Here is a 17,789-nt window from a genome sequence, read left to right as displayed (position 1 = left end):
TGAACGCACGGCTGTGCGGACTGCCATGTCACCGGCGCGGACAGCGTCGGTACACGTGGGAAGTCGCCTGACCGGTTTGGGACTACCTACCCGGTGCGGCGCCGGCTCTGCTCCACCCCGGCCAGCAGGATCTGCGAGATCAGCTCCATCCGGACGCTGTCCGGACTGTCCTCGTCGGCGTAGAGGCGGTCGAGCATGTGGCGTACGTCGCGCAGCCGGTCGGGCTCGCCGTCGGCGTCGGTTCCCGCGGCTGACTCGCCGCTGCCGCGGATCACACCGTCAGACCCCGGATGCGTCATAACCCGCCACCCCCACTCCGCGCAGTGGTGAACTTCCGATCCCGGCCGTGGCGCCGAGGATCGTGCCGACGGTGGCCCGGGCACTGATCAACGTCCAGCCGAAGTACCCGATGTACTTGACGAGTTTGAAGGTCTCGAACACCGCCGCCGCTTCGGCGAAGGGGCCGCCCTTCCGCCGGGCGATGATGATCAGCGCGGTGTCGATGGCCATCTTGATGGTGTCGACCACCAGCGAGGCGGCGTACATCGCGAACTCGGCGAACTCCTCGTACGTCTGATGGACCTTCGTGAACCGCGACAACATGTCCTTGAAAACGTTGGCGAGCGCCTGGAACTGCGCGTACGCCGCCTCGCTCGCCCCGCCGTCCCAGTTGCGGTCCAGCGAGGCGAGTCCCCGGTCGATGTTCTTGCCGATCCGCTCCAAGGCCTCGCCGATGACCCGCCAGGCCCCGGCGGCCCTGCTGTAGGCCTCCCAGTCGCCGGCGAAGAACCGGCCCGCCCGGTCCAGCGGGTTGACGCCGGTCGCCTCCTGGATGAAGTTCAGCACCGTTCCGGAGATGCTGACCGCATCGCCGATCTTGTCGAGGATCTTGGTGGGATCGGAGAACTGCTCGTAGGCGGGCGTCCCGACCAGCAGGTCGAGCGGGTTCATGTAGTCGGCGAAGCCGGAGTGGCTCGCCTCCCAGCCCTCCCGGGCGGTCGGGTTGCTGAACTGGCGCTCGAAGCGCTCCTTGGCCGCCTCGTCGCTGCCGTCGTAGAGCTTCGCGGCCTTGCTCAACTCCGCCGCCGAACCCCGCAACGCCTGGCCAAGCTGGTTGATCAGGTTCTCGGCGTCGGCGTAGATGCGGTCGTGGAAGTTCAGCGCCTTGGCCAGCAGCCCCTCCGAGTCGATCGCCTGCATCTCCGCGCCGCACCACTGGCGCAGGTACGCCAGGATCTTGTCGTTGTGTGCGGCGTTCCGGTTGAGCAGGGCAACGTACCCGCGCAGGTCGGCGGTCTTCACCTTTACCGTCATCCCTGCTCCTCCTCCCGGGCCGCTGCCATGGCCTCCCTGCCCTCGACACGCAGCCGCTCCCGATCCTCGTCGGACAGCGCGTGCCACCAGTTCGTGTGCTCGTAGGCCCGCTGGGCGAAGACCTCGCCGTAGACGCTCGACCCCACCGCCTGGTAGAGCGTGATGTTGCCCGCCAGCACGTCGCGGGCCATGTCCCGGGCCAGCGGGTCGGAGTCGTCACGAGCCTGCTCCGCCAGGTTCTCGCGCAGCATCCGCTCCAGGACCGGGTCCCGCAGGTTCGGTAGCAGCGGCTTATCCACTGTGCATCCTCCGTCCCCGCCTCCGGTTCCGGCGACAACTACGCCCGGGGCGGCCTCCGCACCCGAGCGGAACCGCTCCGACTCCGCCGGACCACTTCCCGACCATCCCGTTCTCCGCTCCTGCCCGCTACCCCGCTGGACGCTAGGACGCGATCCCGGACCGCCGTGACGGTCATTCGCCCCACAAGCCGGATCAGCCCCGGTTTCGGAGGTCGGCTTGTCACAACTCCTCGAGCCCGACCAGGCCGTCCTGAATGGCCCGGGCGACCAGCGCGGCCTTCGTCGAGGCCGGACGTCCGGCGTTGGCGTACCTGATCCGGACCCGGTCGATGTAGCTGTTCACGGTGCGAACGGAGAGGTTGAGCTTGCGCGCCACCATCTCCTTGGACTCGCAGGCGAACCAGTTGACCAGTACGTCGGTCTCGCGGGGGGTGAGCCGGGGTCGGTCCGGCCGGTTGTCGGTGCTGATCGCGCGGGCCATCACGGGCGGGGTATACGGCATGTTCCGGCTCGCGGTGTGGATGGCCCGGACCAGGTGGTTCGGGCCCTCGGACTTGGTCAGGCAGGCGTGCGCGCCGAGATCGAGGCAGGTGAGGATGGTGTCCCGGTCCTCCCGCATGGTGTAAACGATCACGGAACGGCCTGCGTCGACAAGTCGCCGCAGGTCGCGGTAGGCGGGGACGTCCCGGTTGAGCAGCAGGTCGAAGACGACGACGTCGGCGGAGAGGCCGGGATCGGTCCAGGCCACCGCCGGGGTCGCACCGGAGTCGAGAACCTCGATCGGCGGGTCTGCCGCGGCGCACCAGGCGCGGATGCCGGTGACGATCGCCGGGTGGTCGTCGATGACCACGGCCGTGGTCAGTCTCCCGCTTGCCATGTGGCCTCTATCCACACCTTCGATCCGTCGACGAGCCGGGTGACGGTCACTCCGTCGGTGCCCGCGGTGCCGTCGCCGTTCGCGCCCCTGTCGGCGCCGATGCCGCTGGTGGTGGCCTCCGGAGCGGCGCCGGCCAGCCCGTCGAGCTTAGCGTCGGCGACGACGCTCACCGTCACGCCGCCGGGGAAACCGAGCAGCGTGACCCGGACCTCGGCGGTGGCGGTCGCGATGATCCGCAACGCCGGCTCGGTCAACGCCCGCCGTGCCGGCAGGGGTGGGGTCGGCCACTCGCCGCAGGTGCCGAGGTAGACCGCCACCCCGGTGCGGTCGGCCAGGTCGAGACAGGCGCGTAGCTCGTGCAGGAGAGGATCGACCACCTCGTCGTGCTCCGCCAGTAGTCGGCGCAGTCGGGCCGCGGCCACGGCGTACCGGCGGCGCACCCGCTCGTCGGAGAGGTCCGCGGAGCCGGTGCTCAGGTCGGCCAGGAGCGGCACGCAGGTGGTGGCGAGGGTGGCGTAGCGAGACCGGCGGTCGAGGTGCAGGTGTTCCGCGACGGCCTCGGCGGTGCGTACCCGCTCGGCGTCGGCTGCGGCGTCGGAGACGGTCGCCACCAGCCCGGGTAGCGCCGCCGCGCAGGCCAGCACCGGAAGCTGGCAGCCGAGCACGTTCACGGTCACCACGACCAGGTCGACGATCTCGTGTCCCTGCCCGACCAGGGCGAGCTGGGCGAAGCTCGCGGCGGTGTACGCGCCGAGAAACGCCGCCGCCGCCGCGAGACTGTGATCGACCAGTAGGAGCAGCCCGAACCAGCCGATCATGCCGTAGGACCACTCCTCCTCCGACATCAGCGCGTCGGCGGGTATCCCGGTGGTGGCCAGCGCCGCCGCCCCGACCACGGCCGCCACCATCAGCCAACGAATCCGGCCCAGCGGCCGGTCCCGGACGACGGGCACCCCGGCCACCACGGCGACCGCGGTCAGCAGGCCGAACGCGAGGACCTGCTGCCCCACGCTGTGGTAGGTCTCCGGGTGAGCCAGCAGCAGCGGCAGGGCGAAGCCGAAGAGCCCGGTGACCGTGATGGCGAGCAGGGCCAGGCGCAGCCCGTGCAGGAGCCTGCCCACCGGAAGCCGTGGCATCGGCTCAGTCATCGGGCACCTCCAGCCGGACCCGGGTACCCCCGCCGGGGGTCGAGGTCACCCTCGCCCGACCGTCGACCCGGTCCAGTCGCTCCTGGATGGAGTACGCCAGCCCGCGCCGATGCCTGGGCACCCGGTCCGGTGCGAAGCCCCGACCCTGGTCGACGACCTCCACCACGGTCTGGCCAGCAGAACGGTGCACGAGCAGTTCCGCCGTCCCGACTCCGGCGTGCCGGGCCACGTTCGTCAGCGCCTCCCCGACGGCGGCACCTATCGCTCCGGCGCGGTCCGTCGGCAGCAGGAGCTCCGGTGGCGCCCGGAGCGCCACCGCGACGGGCGCGTTCCGGGCCACCTGGCGCAGCGCCCGCACCAGGTCGGTGCTGGTGTCGGCGAGGTCCGGGCCGGCGGCCAGGCCAGCCAGGTCGCGGCCGGCCTGTGCGGCGAGCCAGGGCTCGGTGCCGTCGACCATCCGGGCACCGACCGCGAGCAGGGTGCTGGCCGCGGTGTCGTGCAGCACCGCGAGGTGCTCCCGTTCATCGGCCCACCGGGCGGCAGCCACCGCCGCCTCGCGCCGGGCCCGTTCCCGTTCCGCGACGGCCCGGTCAGCCTGGCGGGCACCGGTCCGGACCATCAGGAACAGCACCCGGGACAGGCCGGCCTCCACGAGGGTCCAGAGTCCGAGCGGTACGGACTCGGACCAGGCGCCGGGCGCCGCGAGGACGTTACCCGCCAGGTGCGCCGTCACGATCACCGTGGCCAGCAGCGCACCGTAGGTGGCGGTCGTGAGCCACTGGTGCGTCACGGCGGTGACCACAACGACCGCGAGGACCCAGTTGGTGCTGTCGACCAGCGCGTCCGGCGCCACCGTCCAGCGCTGCGTCAGGCACAGCAGCACGATCAGCAGGGTGTCCACCGGCAGCAGCCAGCGACGGGACCCGGCACGGGCGTATAGCACACTCCAGGCGCAGATTGCGGCGACCACGCCGCCGACCAGCGCGCGCCGCTCCGGGACCGCCTGGAAGAGGGCGGCGGTGCCGGCACAGACCATCGTCGCGCTGCGTACGACGAGGGCGTACCGCCGGCCCAGCCGGCGCAACCCGCGTTCGGTCCCGCCGATCCTCCTGCCGCCGCCGGACGCTGCGCTGCCGCCGGACGCTGCGCTACCGCCGGTCGGGTCGGCGCGGGCGGGGATGTCCTGCGACGCTGGCCGTCGTCGCCACCGGCCCCGCTCCGCCCTCACGGCGTGCTGGCCGTGCGATGGCCGGAAATGGTCGTTGATTCGGTGTTCATGAACGTTCGCCGGGACGCTGGATGTCAGGGGTCCGGCCGAGAATACCCGGGCCCGGGTCGGCGGAGCCGCCGCCGGGGGACGATCCCGGGGCCCGGTGTCCCGCCGGTATGCCGGCCCGGGCGCGGTGGACGTGTCCCGGTCAGCGGCTGAGGCGCTGGTACTGGCGTACCGCCAGGGGCAGGAAGATCGCGGTGATCACCGCCGGCCAGAGCACGGCGGCGGTGACGGCGTGCTCCTCGATCCAGTAGCCGCTGGCCACGGCGGGAGACTGGAACAGGTCCCGGATCGCTCCGGCGGTGGAGGAGACCGGATTCCAGGCCGCGACCGCGCCGAGCCAGCCGGGCATCAGGTGTGGCGGCGCGAAGACCGACGAGACCATGCCGAACGGGAAGGCGAGCGCGAACAGGTTCCCTGCCGCCTCGGTGTTCTTCAGCATCAACCCGAGCTGGATTCCGACGAAGATCAGGGCCGTACGCAGCCAGAGCAGCAGCGCGAAGGCGGTCAACGTGTCGGCGAGGCTGCCGCCGGGGCGCCAGCCGAGCACCAGCGCGATCACGACCAGGATGACCAGGTCCACGGTGGCGTGGATGACGTCGGCCAGGCCCCGCCCGGTGACCACCGCCGACGAGGCCATCGGCATGGAGCGGAAGCGGTCGATGAAGCCGCGCTCCTTGATCATGGCTACCGCGAACGCGGTGTTCATGAAGCCGAAGGCCATGGTCATGGCGAAGAGGCCGGGCATGGCGAACTCCAGGTAGCCGGCGCCGGCGCCCTGCCCCGAGACGTCCATGGCACTGCCGAAGACGTAGACGAACATCAGCACCATGACGATCGGGAAGCCGAGCTGCCAGGCGAAGGTGGAGGGCTGCCGGACGAGGTGCACCATCTCCTGGAGCAGGATCGTCCAGCAGTCGACGACCGCCCACCTGATCCGGCTGGCGAGGGTGTCGGTGGTCTCCGGCGCGAGGGGGATCGTCGTCATCGGCTGGCCTCCAGTCGCACGGTCGGGCGGGTCTCACCGGCGGGTGCGTCGGCACCCCGGCGTTCGTCGGTCAGGTGCAGGAATGCCTCGTCCAGGGTGGGGCGGCGCACCCCCAGGTCGGCCACGGTGATCTCCCCCCGGCGCAGTTCCGCGGCGACCTCGGTCAGCGCCGCCACGCCGTCGGCCACCGGTACGCTGACCGCCAGCACGCTCTCGTCCACCGTGGCCGTACGCCCGGCGGCGGCGACCCGGTGCGCGAGCGCGCGGATCGCCGGCAGGTCGGCCGATTCGACCGCGACGATTTCGAGCCGTTCGTTGCCGATCCGGCGCTTCAACCCGTCCGGGGTGTCCTCGACGACGTTGCGGCCGTGATCGATCACCCCGATCCGGTCACACAGCCGGTCGGCTTCGTCGAGATAGTGGGTGGTGAGCACGACCGTGGTGCCGCGTGAGGCCAGGTCTCCCACCGCCTGCCACACCTCGCGCCGTCCGGCCGGGTCCAGTCCGGTGGTGGGCTCGTCGAGGAAGAGCACGTCGGGGGCGAGGATCATGCTGGAGGCGAGGTCGAGCCGGCGGCGCATCCCGCCCGAGAACTTCTTCGGAGTCTTCTCCGCCGCCTGGGCGAGACCGAACTGGTCCAGCAACTCCTGGGCCCGCTGCCGGGCCGCGACCGCACCGATGTGGAACAGGCGGCCGAACATCACCAGGTTCTGCCGGGCGCTGATGTTGTCGTCGACCGCGGTGTTCTGCCCGGTCAGGCCGATGCGCCGGCGTACCAGGCGGGGCTGGGTCCGGACGTCGTAGCCGGCGACCTCGGCCCGGCCGCCGTCCGGCCGGAGCAGGGTGCACAGGATGCGAACGGCGGTGGTCTTGCCGGCACCGTTGGGGCCGAGCAGTCCGTAGACCAGACCGCGCGGCACGGCGAGGTCCAGCCCGGCCAGTGCCTGGGTGTCGCGGTATCTCTTCTGTAGGCCCTCGGTGATGACGACATGGTGGGAAGTGGGCAAGGGAAACCCTCTCTACTGGGTACGGCGTACGAAGATTAGCGTACGGCGTACCCAGATCACAACCGACTTGTAGGATGACGGCACCATGACGAGCGAGCTCAGCCCCACGGAGCAGTTGCGGCGCAGCATCGACCTGCTCTGGGGCGGCAGCGAGCGCCCCGCCCGTGGACCGAAACCGACCCTGACCCTGGACGGGATCGTCGACGCGGCGATCGCCGTCGCCGACCGGGACGGCACCGCCGCCATCTCCATGCGGCGAGTGGCCGGCGAGCTCGGGGTCGGTGCGATGACGCTGTACCGATACGTCCCCGGCAAGGCCGAACTCGTCGCGCTGATGCTGGACAGGGTCAGCGGGCCGGGCGACGAGGCGCTCCAGGCCGCGGAGAAGGGCTGGCGGGAGCTGCTGACGGCGGTGGCCCGCGACTCGTACCGGCTACACCTGGCACACCCCTGGCTACTCCAGGTCAACTGGACCCGCCCGGTCATGGGACCGAACAGCCTCGCCGGAGCCGAGATCGTCGTCGCCGCGCTGACCGGCCTCGGCCTCACCAGCCAGGAACGGATCGGCGTCATGATCACTCTCGACGGCTTCGTCAGCGGCTACGCCCGGCGCCGGATCCTCTACGACGCCGCAGCCGAGGAGAGCGGAGTCAGCGACGAGGAGTTCTGGAGCCAGCACTATCCGGTGCTGGAGCGGGCCATGGCGTCGGGCAACTACCCGGCGATGGCCGCCCTCGCCGAGGACGCGTTCGACGCCGGCTGGGACGACACCTTCGAGTTCGGCCTGCACTGCCTGCTCGACGGCTTCGCCGTGCTCTTCGCCGCCCGCCGGTCGACCCCGCCGGACGGTCCGGCCGGGCTCGACCCGTCCCACAGTTGCCGGTGATCCTCGAACTCCTCCGGCGGGCTCAGCACGGGTCAGGGCGTGATCCCGGGCTCACCCAGCGAGGATCTAGACGAAGGTGGGCCTGGTGAGTCGCCACGCGGCGCCGATGAGCCCGACGTGGGAGAGCGCCAGTGGGGTGTTGCCGAGGTGCGCGCCGGTGCGGGGGTCGATCTGTTCGGCGAACAGGCCGAGGTCGTTCGCGCGGGCGGCGGTGCGTTCGAACAGCGCGGCGGCGCGCTCGGTCTCGCCGGCCATCGCCAGGCATTCGACCAACCAGAACGTGCAGGCCACGAAGCCGGCCGGATCGTCCGGCCAGCGTCGGACCAGGCCGTTGGTCGTCAGCCTGGTCGCGATCGCCTCGACCGTGGCCCTCATCCTCGGGTCGGCCGCCGACACGATGCCGGAGGCGGGCAGCACCAGGACCGAGGCGTCCAACTCCGCCGAGCCGATCGCCCCGGTGTAGGCGCCGACCCGCTCGTCCCAGCCGTCGCGGAGTACCGTGGCCTGGATCTCGTCACGGACGGCGGCCCACCGCCGAGGGTCGGCGCGCGGGCCGAGCATCGGTGCGAGCCGCACCGCGCTGTCCAGCGCGCCCCAGCAGAGCGCCTTCGAGGCGAGGTAGTGCCGGACGGAGTCGCGTTCCTCCCACATGCCGGCGTCCGGTTCCCGCCAGTGTGTGGCCTGTTCGGCCAGGCCGATCAGCAGCGCCTGGAGCTCCTCGGACATCTCGCCCAACTGGTCGCGGAGCAGGTGTGCGCAGAGCAGCACCTCGCCGGGCACGTCCTGCTGCCGCTGCCGCCAGGCGTCGTTGCCGATCCGGACCGGCCGGCTGCCGGCGTACCCACGCAGGTGGTCCAGGGAATACTCGGACATGTTCCGCTCGCCGGTCACCCCGTAGATGATCGGCACCGGTCCGTCACCGCTACGCCCCGCGGAGCGGGCGGCCCACTCGAAGAGCCGGCCGGTCTCCTCGGGGCAGGTGGTGACCCAGAGCGCCCGCATGGTCAGGAAGAAGTCCCGCAGCCAGGCGTACCGGTAGTCGTAGTTGTCGGTGCCGCCGAGCCGCTCCGGCAACGACGTGGTGACGGCGGCGACCACCGCTCCGCTGGGCCGGTAGGTCAGGCCCTGCATGATCAACGCGTGGTGCCGGACGAGGTCGGCGTAGCGGCCGTCGTACCGGTGCAGTTCCTGCCCCGAGCGCCAGGTCTGCACCGTTTCCTGGAGCGCCGGTACCGGGTCCAGATGCTGCGGCGGCGGGCCGTAGGCCGGCGCGACCGCCAGGTCGAAGGCGACGACCTGACCGGCGGCGATGTCGAACTCGCCGTACGCCCGGCCGTACGCACAGTCCAGCGGGACCGGGCCGCGCAGGGTCAGGGCCACCGGGCCGGCGATGGTGAGCACCTCGCCGTCACCGCAGTGCAGGTACGGCACGATCAGCCCGTACTCCGGCCGGGGAACGTACTCACAGGCCATCCGTACCGTGCCGCCGAGTCCCTCGACGATGCGGACCAGCACCATCGGAGACTCCCGGCCGAGGTCGTGCGCCCGAGCCCCGGGCTCGGCCACCAGCCCTTCGGTCACCGCCACGCTGCCACCGCCGGTGTGGTGCACGGTCCGCAGCACCAGCGAACCGTCGAGGTAGGCCCGCTCCGTCCGGCGGCCCGCCCCGGCCACCGGGCGGAGGGACCAGTGCCCGGCGTCCGGATCCAGCAGGCGTCCGAAGACCGACGGCGCGTCGAACCGGCTCGGGCACCACCAGTCGATGGAGCCGTCCCGGCTGACCAGCGCCGCCGACGCACAGTCGGACAGTAGACCGTAGTCGGCGATCTCAGGCTCGGACATTCCGCGCATTTACCCGACCAGCCGTGCTTCGCACTCCCGTACTGACATCGCGGCGCCGACCTGCCGCCCCGCGGCCGGCAACAGGTGTCATTATGATGCGATGACAGACGGAAGGTGGGAGTTGTCTCCCGATCTCGGTTCCGCCGCCGCCGTCCTGTCCCTGACGGTGGTGGGCAATGGCACCGACATCCGGGTGGCCGCCGACGGTGAGGTCGACATGAGCACCGCGGACAACCTCCGAGACTGTCTGGACGAGGTACTGGACCAGAAGCCGGACAGGCTCACGGTCGACCTTGCCGGCGTCACCTTCCTGGACTCCAGCGGCATCGCCACCCTCGTGCACGCCTACAACCGCGCGCTCAAACAGGACGCCGGACTGAACGTGGTGAACTGCCAGCCGAACGTTCGCCGGGTGCTGGAGCTGACCGGCCTGCTCACGATGATGACCGACGGCGGCTGAACCGGCGCCCCGGTCGGGCACCGCGCGCTGTGCCGGCTCGCCCGGCTCGCGTAGCGCGAGCCGGTTCTGGGTAGCTGCGGGTCGTGAACGCTATCCCGCAGGTCCTGGTGGTCGGACAGCTTGCCCGCGACCTCGTGCTCGTGGTCGACCGGATGCCGCCGGTCGGTGGCGCCGCCGACGTCCGGCGCCGTCGCGAGATGCTCGGCGGCAAGGGCGCCAACCAGGCGGTCGCGCTGGCCCAGCTCGGCGCCCGCCCGGTCCTGCTCGCCGTGGCCGGCGACGACCTGGCCGGCGAGGAGCTGTTGGCACAGGCACGCCGGGACGGGATCGACGTGTCCCGGGTACGCCGCCGGGTCGGCAGGTGCACCGGACTGATCGTGGAGGCGCTGGACGCCAAGGGAGGCTGGCGCTACCTGCAACACCTCCCCGACGACATGCTGCTGACCGAGGCCGACGTGACGGAGTCCGGGTCGGCCTTCGACGCCGACGCCGTACTGGTGCAGCTCCAGCAGCCACCACCGGCGGCGCTGGCGGCGGCACGGCTCGCCCGGGAGGCCGGGCGGCTGCTCGTGCTCGACGGCGCACCCGCCGACGACGAGCACCGGCAGCCGCTGCTGGCGGCCGCCGAGGTGCTGCGGGCGGACGACCGGGAGACCGAGTTGCTGACCGGCGTCCGTGCCGACGACCCGGAACGGGTCCGCACCGCCGCCGAGCAACTCCTCCGGGCCGGCCCGGGTCTGGTCGTGCTCGGCCTCGGGCGGGCGGGAAACCTCTTCGTCTGGGACGACCGACGCTGGGGCAGCGGACATCTGCTGGTGCCGCTCTCCGAGGAGAGGGTCGTGGACACCACCGGTGCGGGCGACGCGCTGACCGCCGCGCTCACCGTGGCGCTGCTGCGGGGCGATCCGCCGCCGGACGCGGCCAGGTACGCGGTGGCCGCCGCCGGAGCCACCGTCGGGCACCCCGGCGGCAGACCCGCGCTCGACGCCGCCGCACTGCGGAACCGGATGGCGGAACTCGCACCCCGGCCGGTACGCGATCCGCTGATCGGCGGCGAGGCGTGAGCGTCGAGACCGGGCCGGCCAGCGGGCGCCGGCAGCCGACAGCGTCGATACCACGGGCCCGAACCGGCCGTACGACCCCGACCCCCCACTCCCCCACCTGGGAGATCCGCGAGAAGGGCCTGGACCGGGCCGCCGGGTAAGGCGGCCGGTCAGGGACGGCCGGCGGCCGGCCGGACGCCACCCGGTACCGGGCGTTTGCCGAGCCCGACCTCTCCCGCCCGCCGCCGAGAACGCCCCGCCGCTCAGGCCGGGACACCGGCCCCGGCTCGGCGTGCAGCATGGGCGGCTCGGCGTGCAGCATGGGCGGTCCGCGTCCAGCATGGGCGGTCCGCGTGCAGCATGGGCGGCGGCCAGCATGGGCGGCTCGGCGTGCAGCATGGGCGTGGCCGCCAGCGGGCGCGGGTATAGCGACGGCATGGCGAGTGGATCGGGCTCGGCGGAGTCGTACTGGATGGATTCGACCGCGGCGACATCGTTCGGCGGCCTGGCCGACGACGTCGAGGTCGACGTGGCAGTGATCGGCGGCGGTATCGCGGGCCTCAGCACGGCCTGGGAGTTGGCTCGGACCGGAGCGTCGGTCGCGCTCCTCGAAGCCGACCGGATCGCCGCCGGAGTCACCGGTTACACGACCGCGAAACTGACCGCCCAGCACGGTCTCGTCTACGCCCACCTGCGGTCGAAACTCGACGAGCAGGCCGCCCGCTGGTACGGCGAATCGCAGCTTGACGCCATCGAGCACGTCGCCGCGACAGTCGCCGAGCTCGGGATCGACTGTGACCTGGAGCGGCTCCCCGCCTACACGTACCTGCCAACGGAGAAGCGCGATCAGATCGAGGCCGAGGTCCAGGCGGCGCGCCTCGCCGGCCTTCCCGCGTCGCTGGTCACCGAGTCCGGACTGCCCTACCCGATCGGTGCCGCCGTCCGGGTCGAGCAGCAGGCCCAGTTCCATCCCCGCCGGTACCTGCTCGCGCTCGCCGCCGACCTCGTCGACCGGGGCGGACGGATCTTCGAACGTACCCGCGTCGTCGACCTTACCGAGGGCGAGCCGTGCCGGCTCCAGACCGAGAGCGGTGCCACGGTGACGGCCAGGGACGTGGTGGTCGCTACCCACTACCCGATCTTCGACCGGGCCGGCCTGTTCACCCGGCTGGTACCGCACCGGGAGCTTGTCGTCGCCGCCGTCATAGACGCCGGCGACGATCCGGCCGGCATGTACGTCACGCCGGAGGAGAACACCCGTTCGATCCGTACCGCCCCGTACGGCAACCGGCGTCGGCTACTCATCGTGACGGGCGAGTCGTTCCAACCGGGCACTCCCGGGGTGGGCGAGCGCCTGGACAAACTCGTTTCCTGGACCAGGAACCACTTCCCGGTCGACTCGCTGGCGTACCACTGGGCGGCCCAGGACAACACCAGCACCGACCGGGTCCCCTACATCGGTCTGCTGCATCCGGGTGCCTCGCACGTCTACGTCGCCACCGGCTTCAACGCCTGGGGCATGACCAACGGAGTCCTGGCCGGGCGCCTGCTGACCGCGCTCATCGACGGCACGGCCCCGCCGCCCTGGAGCAGGCTCTACGACCCACGTCGCCTGCATCCCCTGGTCGAGGCGGTACCGCTGGCCAGGGCCGCGGTCAACGTCGCCCGGCGGTTCGTCCGGGACCGGCTGCGACCGGCCACCTACGCCGACTCCCCCGAGCAGCTCGCACCCGGGGACGGAGCCGTGATCCGGATGGGCGGGCGGCGGTGCGCGGTGTACCGCGACGACTCCGGCGACCTGCATTCGGTCTCGGCGACCTGTACCCACCTGGGCTGCGTCGTCGCGTTCAACGATGCCGAGAAGACCTGGGACTGTCCCTGTCACGGTTCCCGTTTCGACGTCGACGGTGCGGTGCTGCACGGACCCGCGACAACGCCGCTGCCGCCCGCGGACGGGGCCGGCAACTGATGGCGACATGCCGAGGACGACCGTATCGTCCGCGCCGCCCGTGACGTCGGGGCGCTGGGTGTCACTGTCGAGCCCGTCCAGGCCGACCGGGCGACGCCCGCCGGCGTCCAGTAGGCCGTACGACCGGGTCACCGCGACGGGCCACCCCGTCGACGCCCCGGTCATCAACGCCGAGCCAGGCCCGGCTCCGCCGAGGACTGAGATCCCGGACTTCCGCCGACGGAGCGGCCAAACCCGCCAAGCCGGTACGAACGGGTCAGATTCCACTGAGCGCAGCGAACCGGGCCCGAGCTCGGACGACCTCGGGGCGAGAAAGGGCAGGACGATCCGCCGTGTCGGTATAACGCCCGGTCAGCGGGGTAACCGGCCGTCGACACCGCGGGCGAAGCTGGGGGCGGAGATGACACAGGACAGGATCACTGACCCGTCTGGTGACGGTCACCGGTCGAAGACCCAGGTTGCCCGGCAGGGCGCCACGGAGACCGGACAGCGATTGACACAGGCCGGTAGCGGTCTGGCACACAGCGCGACCGACCGGGGACGGGATATCGCGGCCGAGGCGGGACGGCAGGCCCAGAATCTGATGGGGCAGGCCTCGGGACAGCTCAAGGAACAGGCGGGTGCTCAGCAGCAGCGCGCCGCCTCCGGGTTGCGGGCCCTCGGCGACGAGTTGCGGGCGATGTCTGAGCGCAGCGACCACCCGGGCGTCGGCACGGACCTGGTCCGGCACGCGGCCGAACGCGTCCAGCAGGCGGCGCACTGGCTCGACCAGCGCGAACCCGGGATGGTACTCAACGACGTGCGCAACTACGCCCGCCGTAACCCCGGGATCTTCCTCGCCGGAGCCGCGGTCGCGGGCGTGATCGCGGGACGACTGACCCGGACCCGGGACACCCTGCAGGGCGGCACGTCCGGTCCACACCCGGACGGAGGGCGCACGGAACCGGGTGTCCGGCCGGGAGACATGCTCGGGCAGCCCTCCGGGATCGGTGGTCAGCCGGGGCAGACCGGGCAACCGCACGGCCACCCGATTCCGGAGACGGAGGCGGGGCAGCGCGGCGGGCCCGGTGGCGGTGGCGGACGGACCAGCGGGGTACGGCGGTGAGCGTCTCGGCGGGTGGGCTCGGCGCGGACCGCGAGCAGGACCCCGCCCGCGCCTCGATCGGCGAACTCCTCGGCGCCGTCACCCGCGACACGTCGACCCTGGTTCGCCAGGAGATCCAGCTGGCGAAAGTGGAACTGCGGCAGGAGATGCGCACCGCGGGCAAGGTCGCCGGGATGTTCGGCGGCGCCGCGCTCGGCGCGCTGATGGTGCTGCTGTTCCTGTCGTACGCCCTGTGGTGGGGCTTGTCGAACGTGATGGACCAGGGCTGGGCGGCGCTGGTCGTGGCCGGAGTGTGGGCGGTGATCGCCGCCGCTCTCGTCGGGGTGGCCAGGCGTCAGGCACGCAGCCTCCGGCCGCTGCCGCAGACGTCCGAGTCGATTCGGCGGATGCCTGCCGCCATGCGTGACCGGACACAGCATCGATCGGGGGGACAAGGATGAGTACGGACCCAGGCTCGATCCGGGCCGACGCCGACCGTACCCAGGACCGTCTGGGTGAGAACCTGAACGCGCTCAGCGACCGGATGAACCCGCGCAACGCGGCTCAGCACCAGGTTGGCCGGGCCCGGCACGCCTGGCAGCGGGCGCGGGAGACGGTGATGGGCAGCGCCGAGAACGCCCGGCAGGACGTCGGCGGTGCGATGTCCCATGTGCGGGAAGGTGCCCACCAGGCACGCGGTGGCATGTCGCGGGCCCGTGAAATGTCGCAGGCGCAGATCTCCTCGGCCGGCCATCGGGCGCAGGAGCTGGGTCAGCAGACCCGGCAGTTGCCGGAGGGGCATCCGCTCGCGGCGGGCCTTGTCGCGTTCGGGCTCGGCGTACTCGCCTCCGCGCTGCTGCCGGCCAGTCCGGCGGAGCGGCGGATGGTCGGCCGGGTCCGGGACGAGATCGCCGAGCATTCCGACCAGCTCAAGCAGCAGGCCAGTGGTATGGCCCGGCAGACGCAGCAGAACCTTCGGGAACCGGCCCAGCAGGCTGCCGAAGCGGTCCGCTCCCGCGCCGGCCAGCACGCGGGCGAGATGCGGGAGCAGGCGCGCTCGTCTGCGGAGGACCTGCGGGGGCAGAGCCAGGAGACGATGGGCGAGGTGCGCCGCCGCTGACCGGGGCCGGCGCGCTCCAGGCACCCTGCCGGCGACCGGCCGGACGTGCCGAACGACTCACCCGCCGGACGCGCCGAACGACTGGCCGGACGTGCCGAACGGCTCGACGGACCTCTGGTCACTCGCCGAGTGGGTCGCGATCAGCCGGCCGAGCAGGCCGAGAACGGCCTGCTCGGCCGCTGCGCCGGAGGTTCCAGCCAACGGTGCTAGCCGGCCGTCCCGGTAGAGGTCGAGAAGGCGGGGGTCGACGTACGAGGCCCGGGCAACCGCCGGAGTGTTGCCGAGAAGATCGGCCACCTCCCGCATCACCCCGGCGACGACCCGCCGCCGTTTCGCTTCCGAGTTCCGTGGCCCGGCCGTGGCCAGCCGGGTGGCCGCGAGCACGGTCGCATGCCAGGTGCGGAAGTCCTTCGCCGTCATGTCGGTTCCGCCCGCCTCGCGGAGATAGTCGTTGACCTCCTCGGCGCGTACGTCCCACCAGCGCCGCCGTTGCCAGTAACCGAACAACCGGTCCCGCCCCCGGCGCCGCCGCCTCAGATCTCGCAGTACCTGGCAGACGTCAGGGTCGGTCAGCCGCCGGCTCTGCGCGACGCCGCCCTTGGCGGGGAACTCCAGCACCACACAGCCGGCGGCTGCCCGGACGTGCTCCGGGCGCAGCGTGGCGACGCCGAACGATGGCACCTCCCCGGCCGCGTACTGGTCGCCGCCTATTCGGAACATTCCCAGGTCCAGCAGGCGGACGATGGTGGCCAGCACCCGTGACCGGGTCAGGCCGCGCTCGCGCAGATCGTGATCGATCTGCTTACGCAACTGGCCGAGATGCCCGGCGACGTCGACGACATGCGCGAACTTCTCGCGGTCCCGGCGTTCCCGCCATACCGGGTGGTAGAGGTACTGCTTGCGCCCGGCCTCGTCGATGCCGGTGGCCTGGATGTGACCCCGCGGGTCGGGCGAGATCCAGACGTCCCGCCAGGCTGGCGGGATGGCAAGGCCACGCAGCCGGCTCCGCTGGGCCGGATCGGTGATCGTCCGCCCTTCGCGGTCGAGAAAGGTCACTCCGCGCCCCCGCCGCCGGCGGCCGTAACCTGGCGCGCCCAGATCAGATCGGCGCAACCGCACAGCTCACCACCGCTGCTGCCATGTCCGGGCTTCTACCCCCGGATCCGCGCGGGCACTCCCCCGTGACGACCGATGGCCACCACTGCGGACACCCGGGCACATCGGGTACGCGCTGCGGCTCCCGGCTGTTGCCTCGTGGTCGGGCCACGGCGCCCGGTTGGTGTGATGCGGGCATCCGGGCCTTGGTGTGTGGTACTGGACCATTCCACCCGAGCCTGGGTGGTTCGATGATCGACTGGGTGGTCGGTGGAATGTCGGCAGGCCGGCAGTCGTTACACCACCCGTGCGACCGAGTACCACCAGCCGTGACCTGCACTGGTGGCCAGGCGCCGGGGAATGATCCCGGGCCACCGGTCGTTACATACTGTGTTCGCCCGAGTACCGGCACCCCCCGGGCAGGTGTTCGGGCGTTCCTCGCTTGTCCCTGGAGACCTGTGGCGTCTCGGGACAGGTTTCTCCAATGACACCCCATCCCCCCGGTGGGGTGTTCATCCCCGATTGGAAGGAAGACCATCATGAACACCACCATGTTCAGCCGATGGCTCCCGGCCATCGAGCAGACCTCCCTGATCCGTAGGACCGCCCTGGGTGTGGCTGGTCTGGCCTTCGTCGGCGGTACCGTCGCCGGCCCGGCCGTCGCCGCGCAGGCCGCTGCCGAGCATGTCGGCTCCCCGGTGTCGCAGTCGGTCCTGGCCGACAAGGACGACAAGGGTGGCAAGGACATCCTCAAGCACGACAAGCGGGACAAGGACCGCAAGAGTAAGGATCGTAAGCCGTCGCGGGACAAGCTGGTACCGCACGGTGTGCAGGGCAAGCAGTCGAGGATCCCGCTGTCGGGTGAGCAGTCCGACAACGTCAGGGCGATCGTGAAGGCCACCAAGAAGGCCGGCCTGGACGAACGGGCCGCGGTGATCGCGGTCGGTACCAGCCTGCAGGAGTCGAAGCTGGAGAACCTGGGTCACCTGGGTGCCCGTAACGACCACGACTCGCAGGGCCTGTTCCAGCAGCGCCCGTCCTCGGGCTGGGGCTCGGTGGAACAGATCACCGACCCCGAGTACTCCACCACCGCGTTCCTCACCGGACTGAAGCAGATCGACGGCTGGCAGAACCTGCCGCTGACCGTCGCCGCGCAGAAGGTACAGGTCTCGGCGTACCCCGACGCCTACGCGCAGTGGGAGGACCAGGCCGCCGACCTCGTCGCCGACGCCTGGACCAACAGCTGACACACCACCCAACACCAACCCGCTGGCCGGGTCCCCACCACCGGGGACCCGGCCAGCGGCGTCTCCACACCCGGACCGACCACCGCGGCAGCCACCCATTCACCAGCACTGATCTCCGCTCGCGACACGCCGTGACC

Annotated in this window: 17 protein-coding genes and 1 pseudogene; 8 read left to right on the top strand and 10 right to left on the bottom strand. The window is 71.6% G+C overall.

All coding sequences use genetic code 11. The features are described 5' to 3' along the window. Positions 1-86 precede the first annotated feature (86 nt). The 8 genes from EV371_RS16125 to EV371_RS16090 form a co-directional block, all read right to left on the bottom strand. Positions 87-275 (bottom strand): hypothetical protein, encoded by a 189-nt coding sequence (locus tag EV371_RS16125; RefSeq protein WP_130462764.1) that lies wholly within the window; start codon positions 273-275, stop codon positions 87-89. A gap of 4 nt (positions 276-279) precedes the next feature. After that, the gene (locus EV371_RS16120; protein ID WP_130462763.1) at positions 280-1,314 is read right to left on the bottom strand and encodes a hypothetical protein; all 1,035 of its coding nucleotides are present in this window, start codon (positions 1,312-1,314) and stop codon (positions 280-282) included. Next, complete coding sequence (locus EV371_RS16115) at positions 1,311-1,613, bottom strand: hypothetical protein (protein ID WP_130462762.1); 303 nt, start codon at positions 1,611-1,613, stop codon at positions 1,311-1,313. Before EV371_RS16115 ends, EV371_RS16120 begins: the two co-directional genes overlap by 4 nt. Before the next feature lie 220 nt (positions 1,614-1,833). Then, on the bottom strand, positions 1,834-2,490 hold the full coding sequence (locus EV371_RS16110) for a response regulator transcription factor (RefSeq protein ID WP_130462761.1): 657 nt from the start codon (positions 2,488-2,490) through the stop codon (positions 1,834-1,836). Next, positions 2,472-3,638, bottom strand: a complete 1,167-nt coding sequence (locus tag EV371_RS16105; protein WP_130462760.1) for a hypothetical protein — start codon at positions 3,636-3,638, stop codon at positions 2,472-2,474. The genes EV371_RS16110 and EV371_RS16105 overlap by 19 nt, the downstream gene beginning before the upstream one ends. Continuing rightward, positions 3,631-4,722 (bottom strand): ATP-binding protein, encoded by a 1,092-nt coding sequence (locus EV371_RS16100; protein ID WP_130462759.1) that lies wholly within the window; start codon positions 4,720-4,722, stop codon positions 3,631-3,633. The genes EV371_RS16105 and EV371_RS16100 overlap by 8 nt, the downstream gene beginning before the upstream one ends. Before the next feature lie 334 nt (positions 4,723-5,056). Then, complete coding sequence (locus EV371_RS16095; protein ID WP_130462758.1) at positions 5,057-5,899, bottom strand: ABC transporter permease; 843 nt, start codon at positions 5,897-5,899, stop codon at positions 5,057-5,059. Then, positions 5,896-6,906, bottom strand: a complete 1,011-nt coding sequence (locus tag EV371_RS16090; RefSeq protein WP_130462757.1) for an ATP-binding cassette domain-containing protein — start codon at positions 6,904-6,906, stop codon at positions 5,896-5,898. The genes EV371_RS16095 and EV371_RS16090 overlap by 4 nt, the downstream gene beginning before the upstream one ends. Positions 6,907-6,991: 85 nt before the next feature. Here EV371_RS16090 and EV371_RS16085 point away from each other — a divergent pair, with 85 nt between their 5' ends. After that, positions 6,992-7,792, top strand: a complete 801-nt coding sequence (locus EV371_RS16085) for a TetR/AcrR family transcriptional regulator C-terminal domain-containing protein (RefSeq protein WP_130462756.1) — start codon at positions 6,992-6,994, stop codon at positions 7,790-7,792. 66 nt (positions 7,793-7,858) lie between these two features. On the opposite strand, the gene EV371_RS16080 is transcribed toward EV371_RS16085, so the two are convergent. Beyond that, complete coding sequence (locus EV371_RS16080; RefSeq protein WP_130462755.1) at positions 7,859-9,634, bottom strand: glycoside hydrolase family 15 protein; 1,776 nt, start codon at positions 9,632-9,634, stop codon at positions 7,859-7,861. Between the two features lie 100 nt (positions 9,635-9,734). On the opposite strand from EV371_RS16080, the gene EV371_RS16075 reads away from it, so the two are divergent. The 6 genes from EV371_RS16075 to EV371_RS16050 all read left to right on the top strand — a co-directional run bounded on the left by EV371_RS16075 (position 9,735) and on the right by EV371_RS16050 (position 15,310). Continuing rightward, positions 9,735-10,094 (top strand): anti-sigma factor antagonist, encoded by a 360-nt coding sequence (locus EV371_RS16075; protein WP_130462754.1) that lies wholly within the window; start codon positions 9,735-9,737, stop codon positions 10,092-10,094. A gap of 83 nt (positions 10,095-10,177) precedes the next feature. Further along, entirely contained in the window at positions 10,178-11,158 is a 981-nt protein-coding gene (locus EV371_RS16070; RefSeq protein WP_486484638.1) for a carbohydrate kinase family protein, read from the top strand. Between the two features lie 415 nt (positions 11,159-11,573). Further along, the gene (locus tag EV371_RS16065; protein WP_130462753.1) at positions 11,574-13,106 is read left to right on the top strand and encodes an FAD-dependent oxidoreductase; all 1,533 of its coding nucleotides are present in this window, start codon (positions 11,574-11,576) and stop codon (positions 13,104-13,106) included. A gap of 493 nt (positions 13,107-13,599) precedes the next feature. Continuing rightward, positions 13,600-14,211, top strand: a complete 612-nt coding sequence (locus EV371_RS16060) for a hypothetical protein (RefSeq protein ID WP_165436713.1) — start codon at positions 13,600-13,602, stop codon at positions 14,209-14,211. Beyond that, a complete protein-coding gene (locus tag EV371_RS16055; protein ID WP_207230510.1) occupies positions 14,208-14,651 on the top strand; it encodes a phage holin family protein in 444 nt (147 codons plus the stop codon). The genes EV371_RS16060 and EV371_RS16055 overlap by 4 nt, the downstream gene beginning before the upstream one ends. Then, the gene (locus EV371_RS16050; protein ID WP_130462751.1) at positions 14,648-15,310 is read left to right on the top strand and encodes a DUF3618 domain-containing protein; all 663 of its coding nucleotides are present in this window, start codon (positions 14,648-14,650) and stop codon (positions 15,308-15,310) included. The genes EV371_RS16055 and EV371_RS16050 overlap by 4 nt, the downstream gene beginning before the upstream one ends. 150 nt (positions 15,311-15,460) lie before the next feature. Here EV371_RS16050 and EV371_RS16045 read toward each other — a convergent pair. Further along, positions 15,461-16,429: pseudogene (locus tag EV371_RS16045) on the bottom strand (DNA topoisomerase IB); the annotation flags it as partial. Positions 16,430-16,944: 515 nt separating this feature from the next. On the opposite strand from EV371_RS16045, the gene EV371_RS16040 reads away from it, so the two are divergent. Continuing rightward, on the top strand, positions 16,945-17,652 hold the full coding sequence (locus EV371_RS16040; protein ID WP_486484637.1) for a hypothetical protein: 708 nt from the start codon (positions 16,945-16,947) through the stop codon (positions 17,650-17,652). The last annotated feature ends 137 nt before the right edge of the window (positions 17,653-17,789 follow it).

The sequence above is a fragment of the Plantactinospora sp. CNZ321 genome, from assembly GCF_004217235.1.
This window is presented reverse-complemented; position numbering and strand designations above follow the sequence as displayed.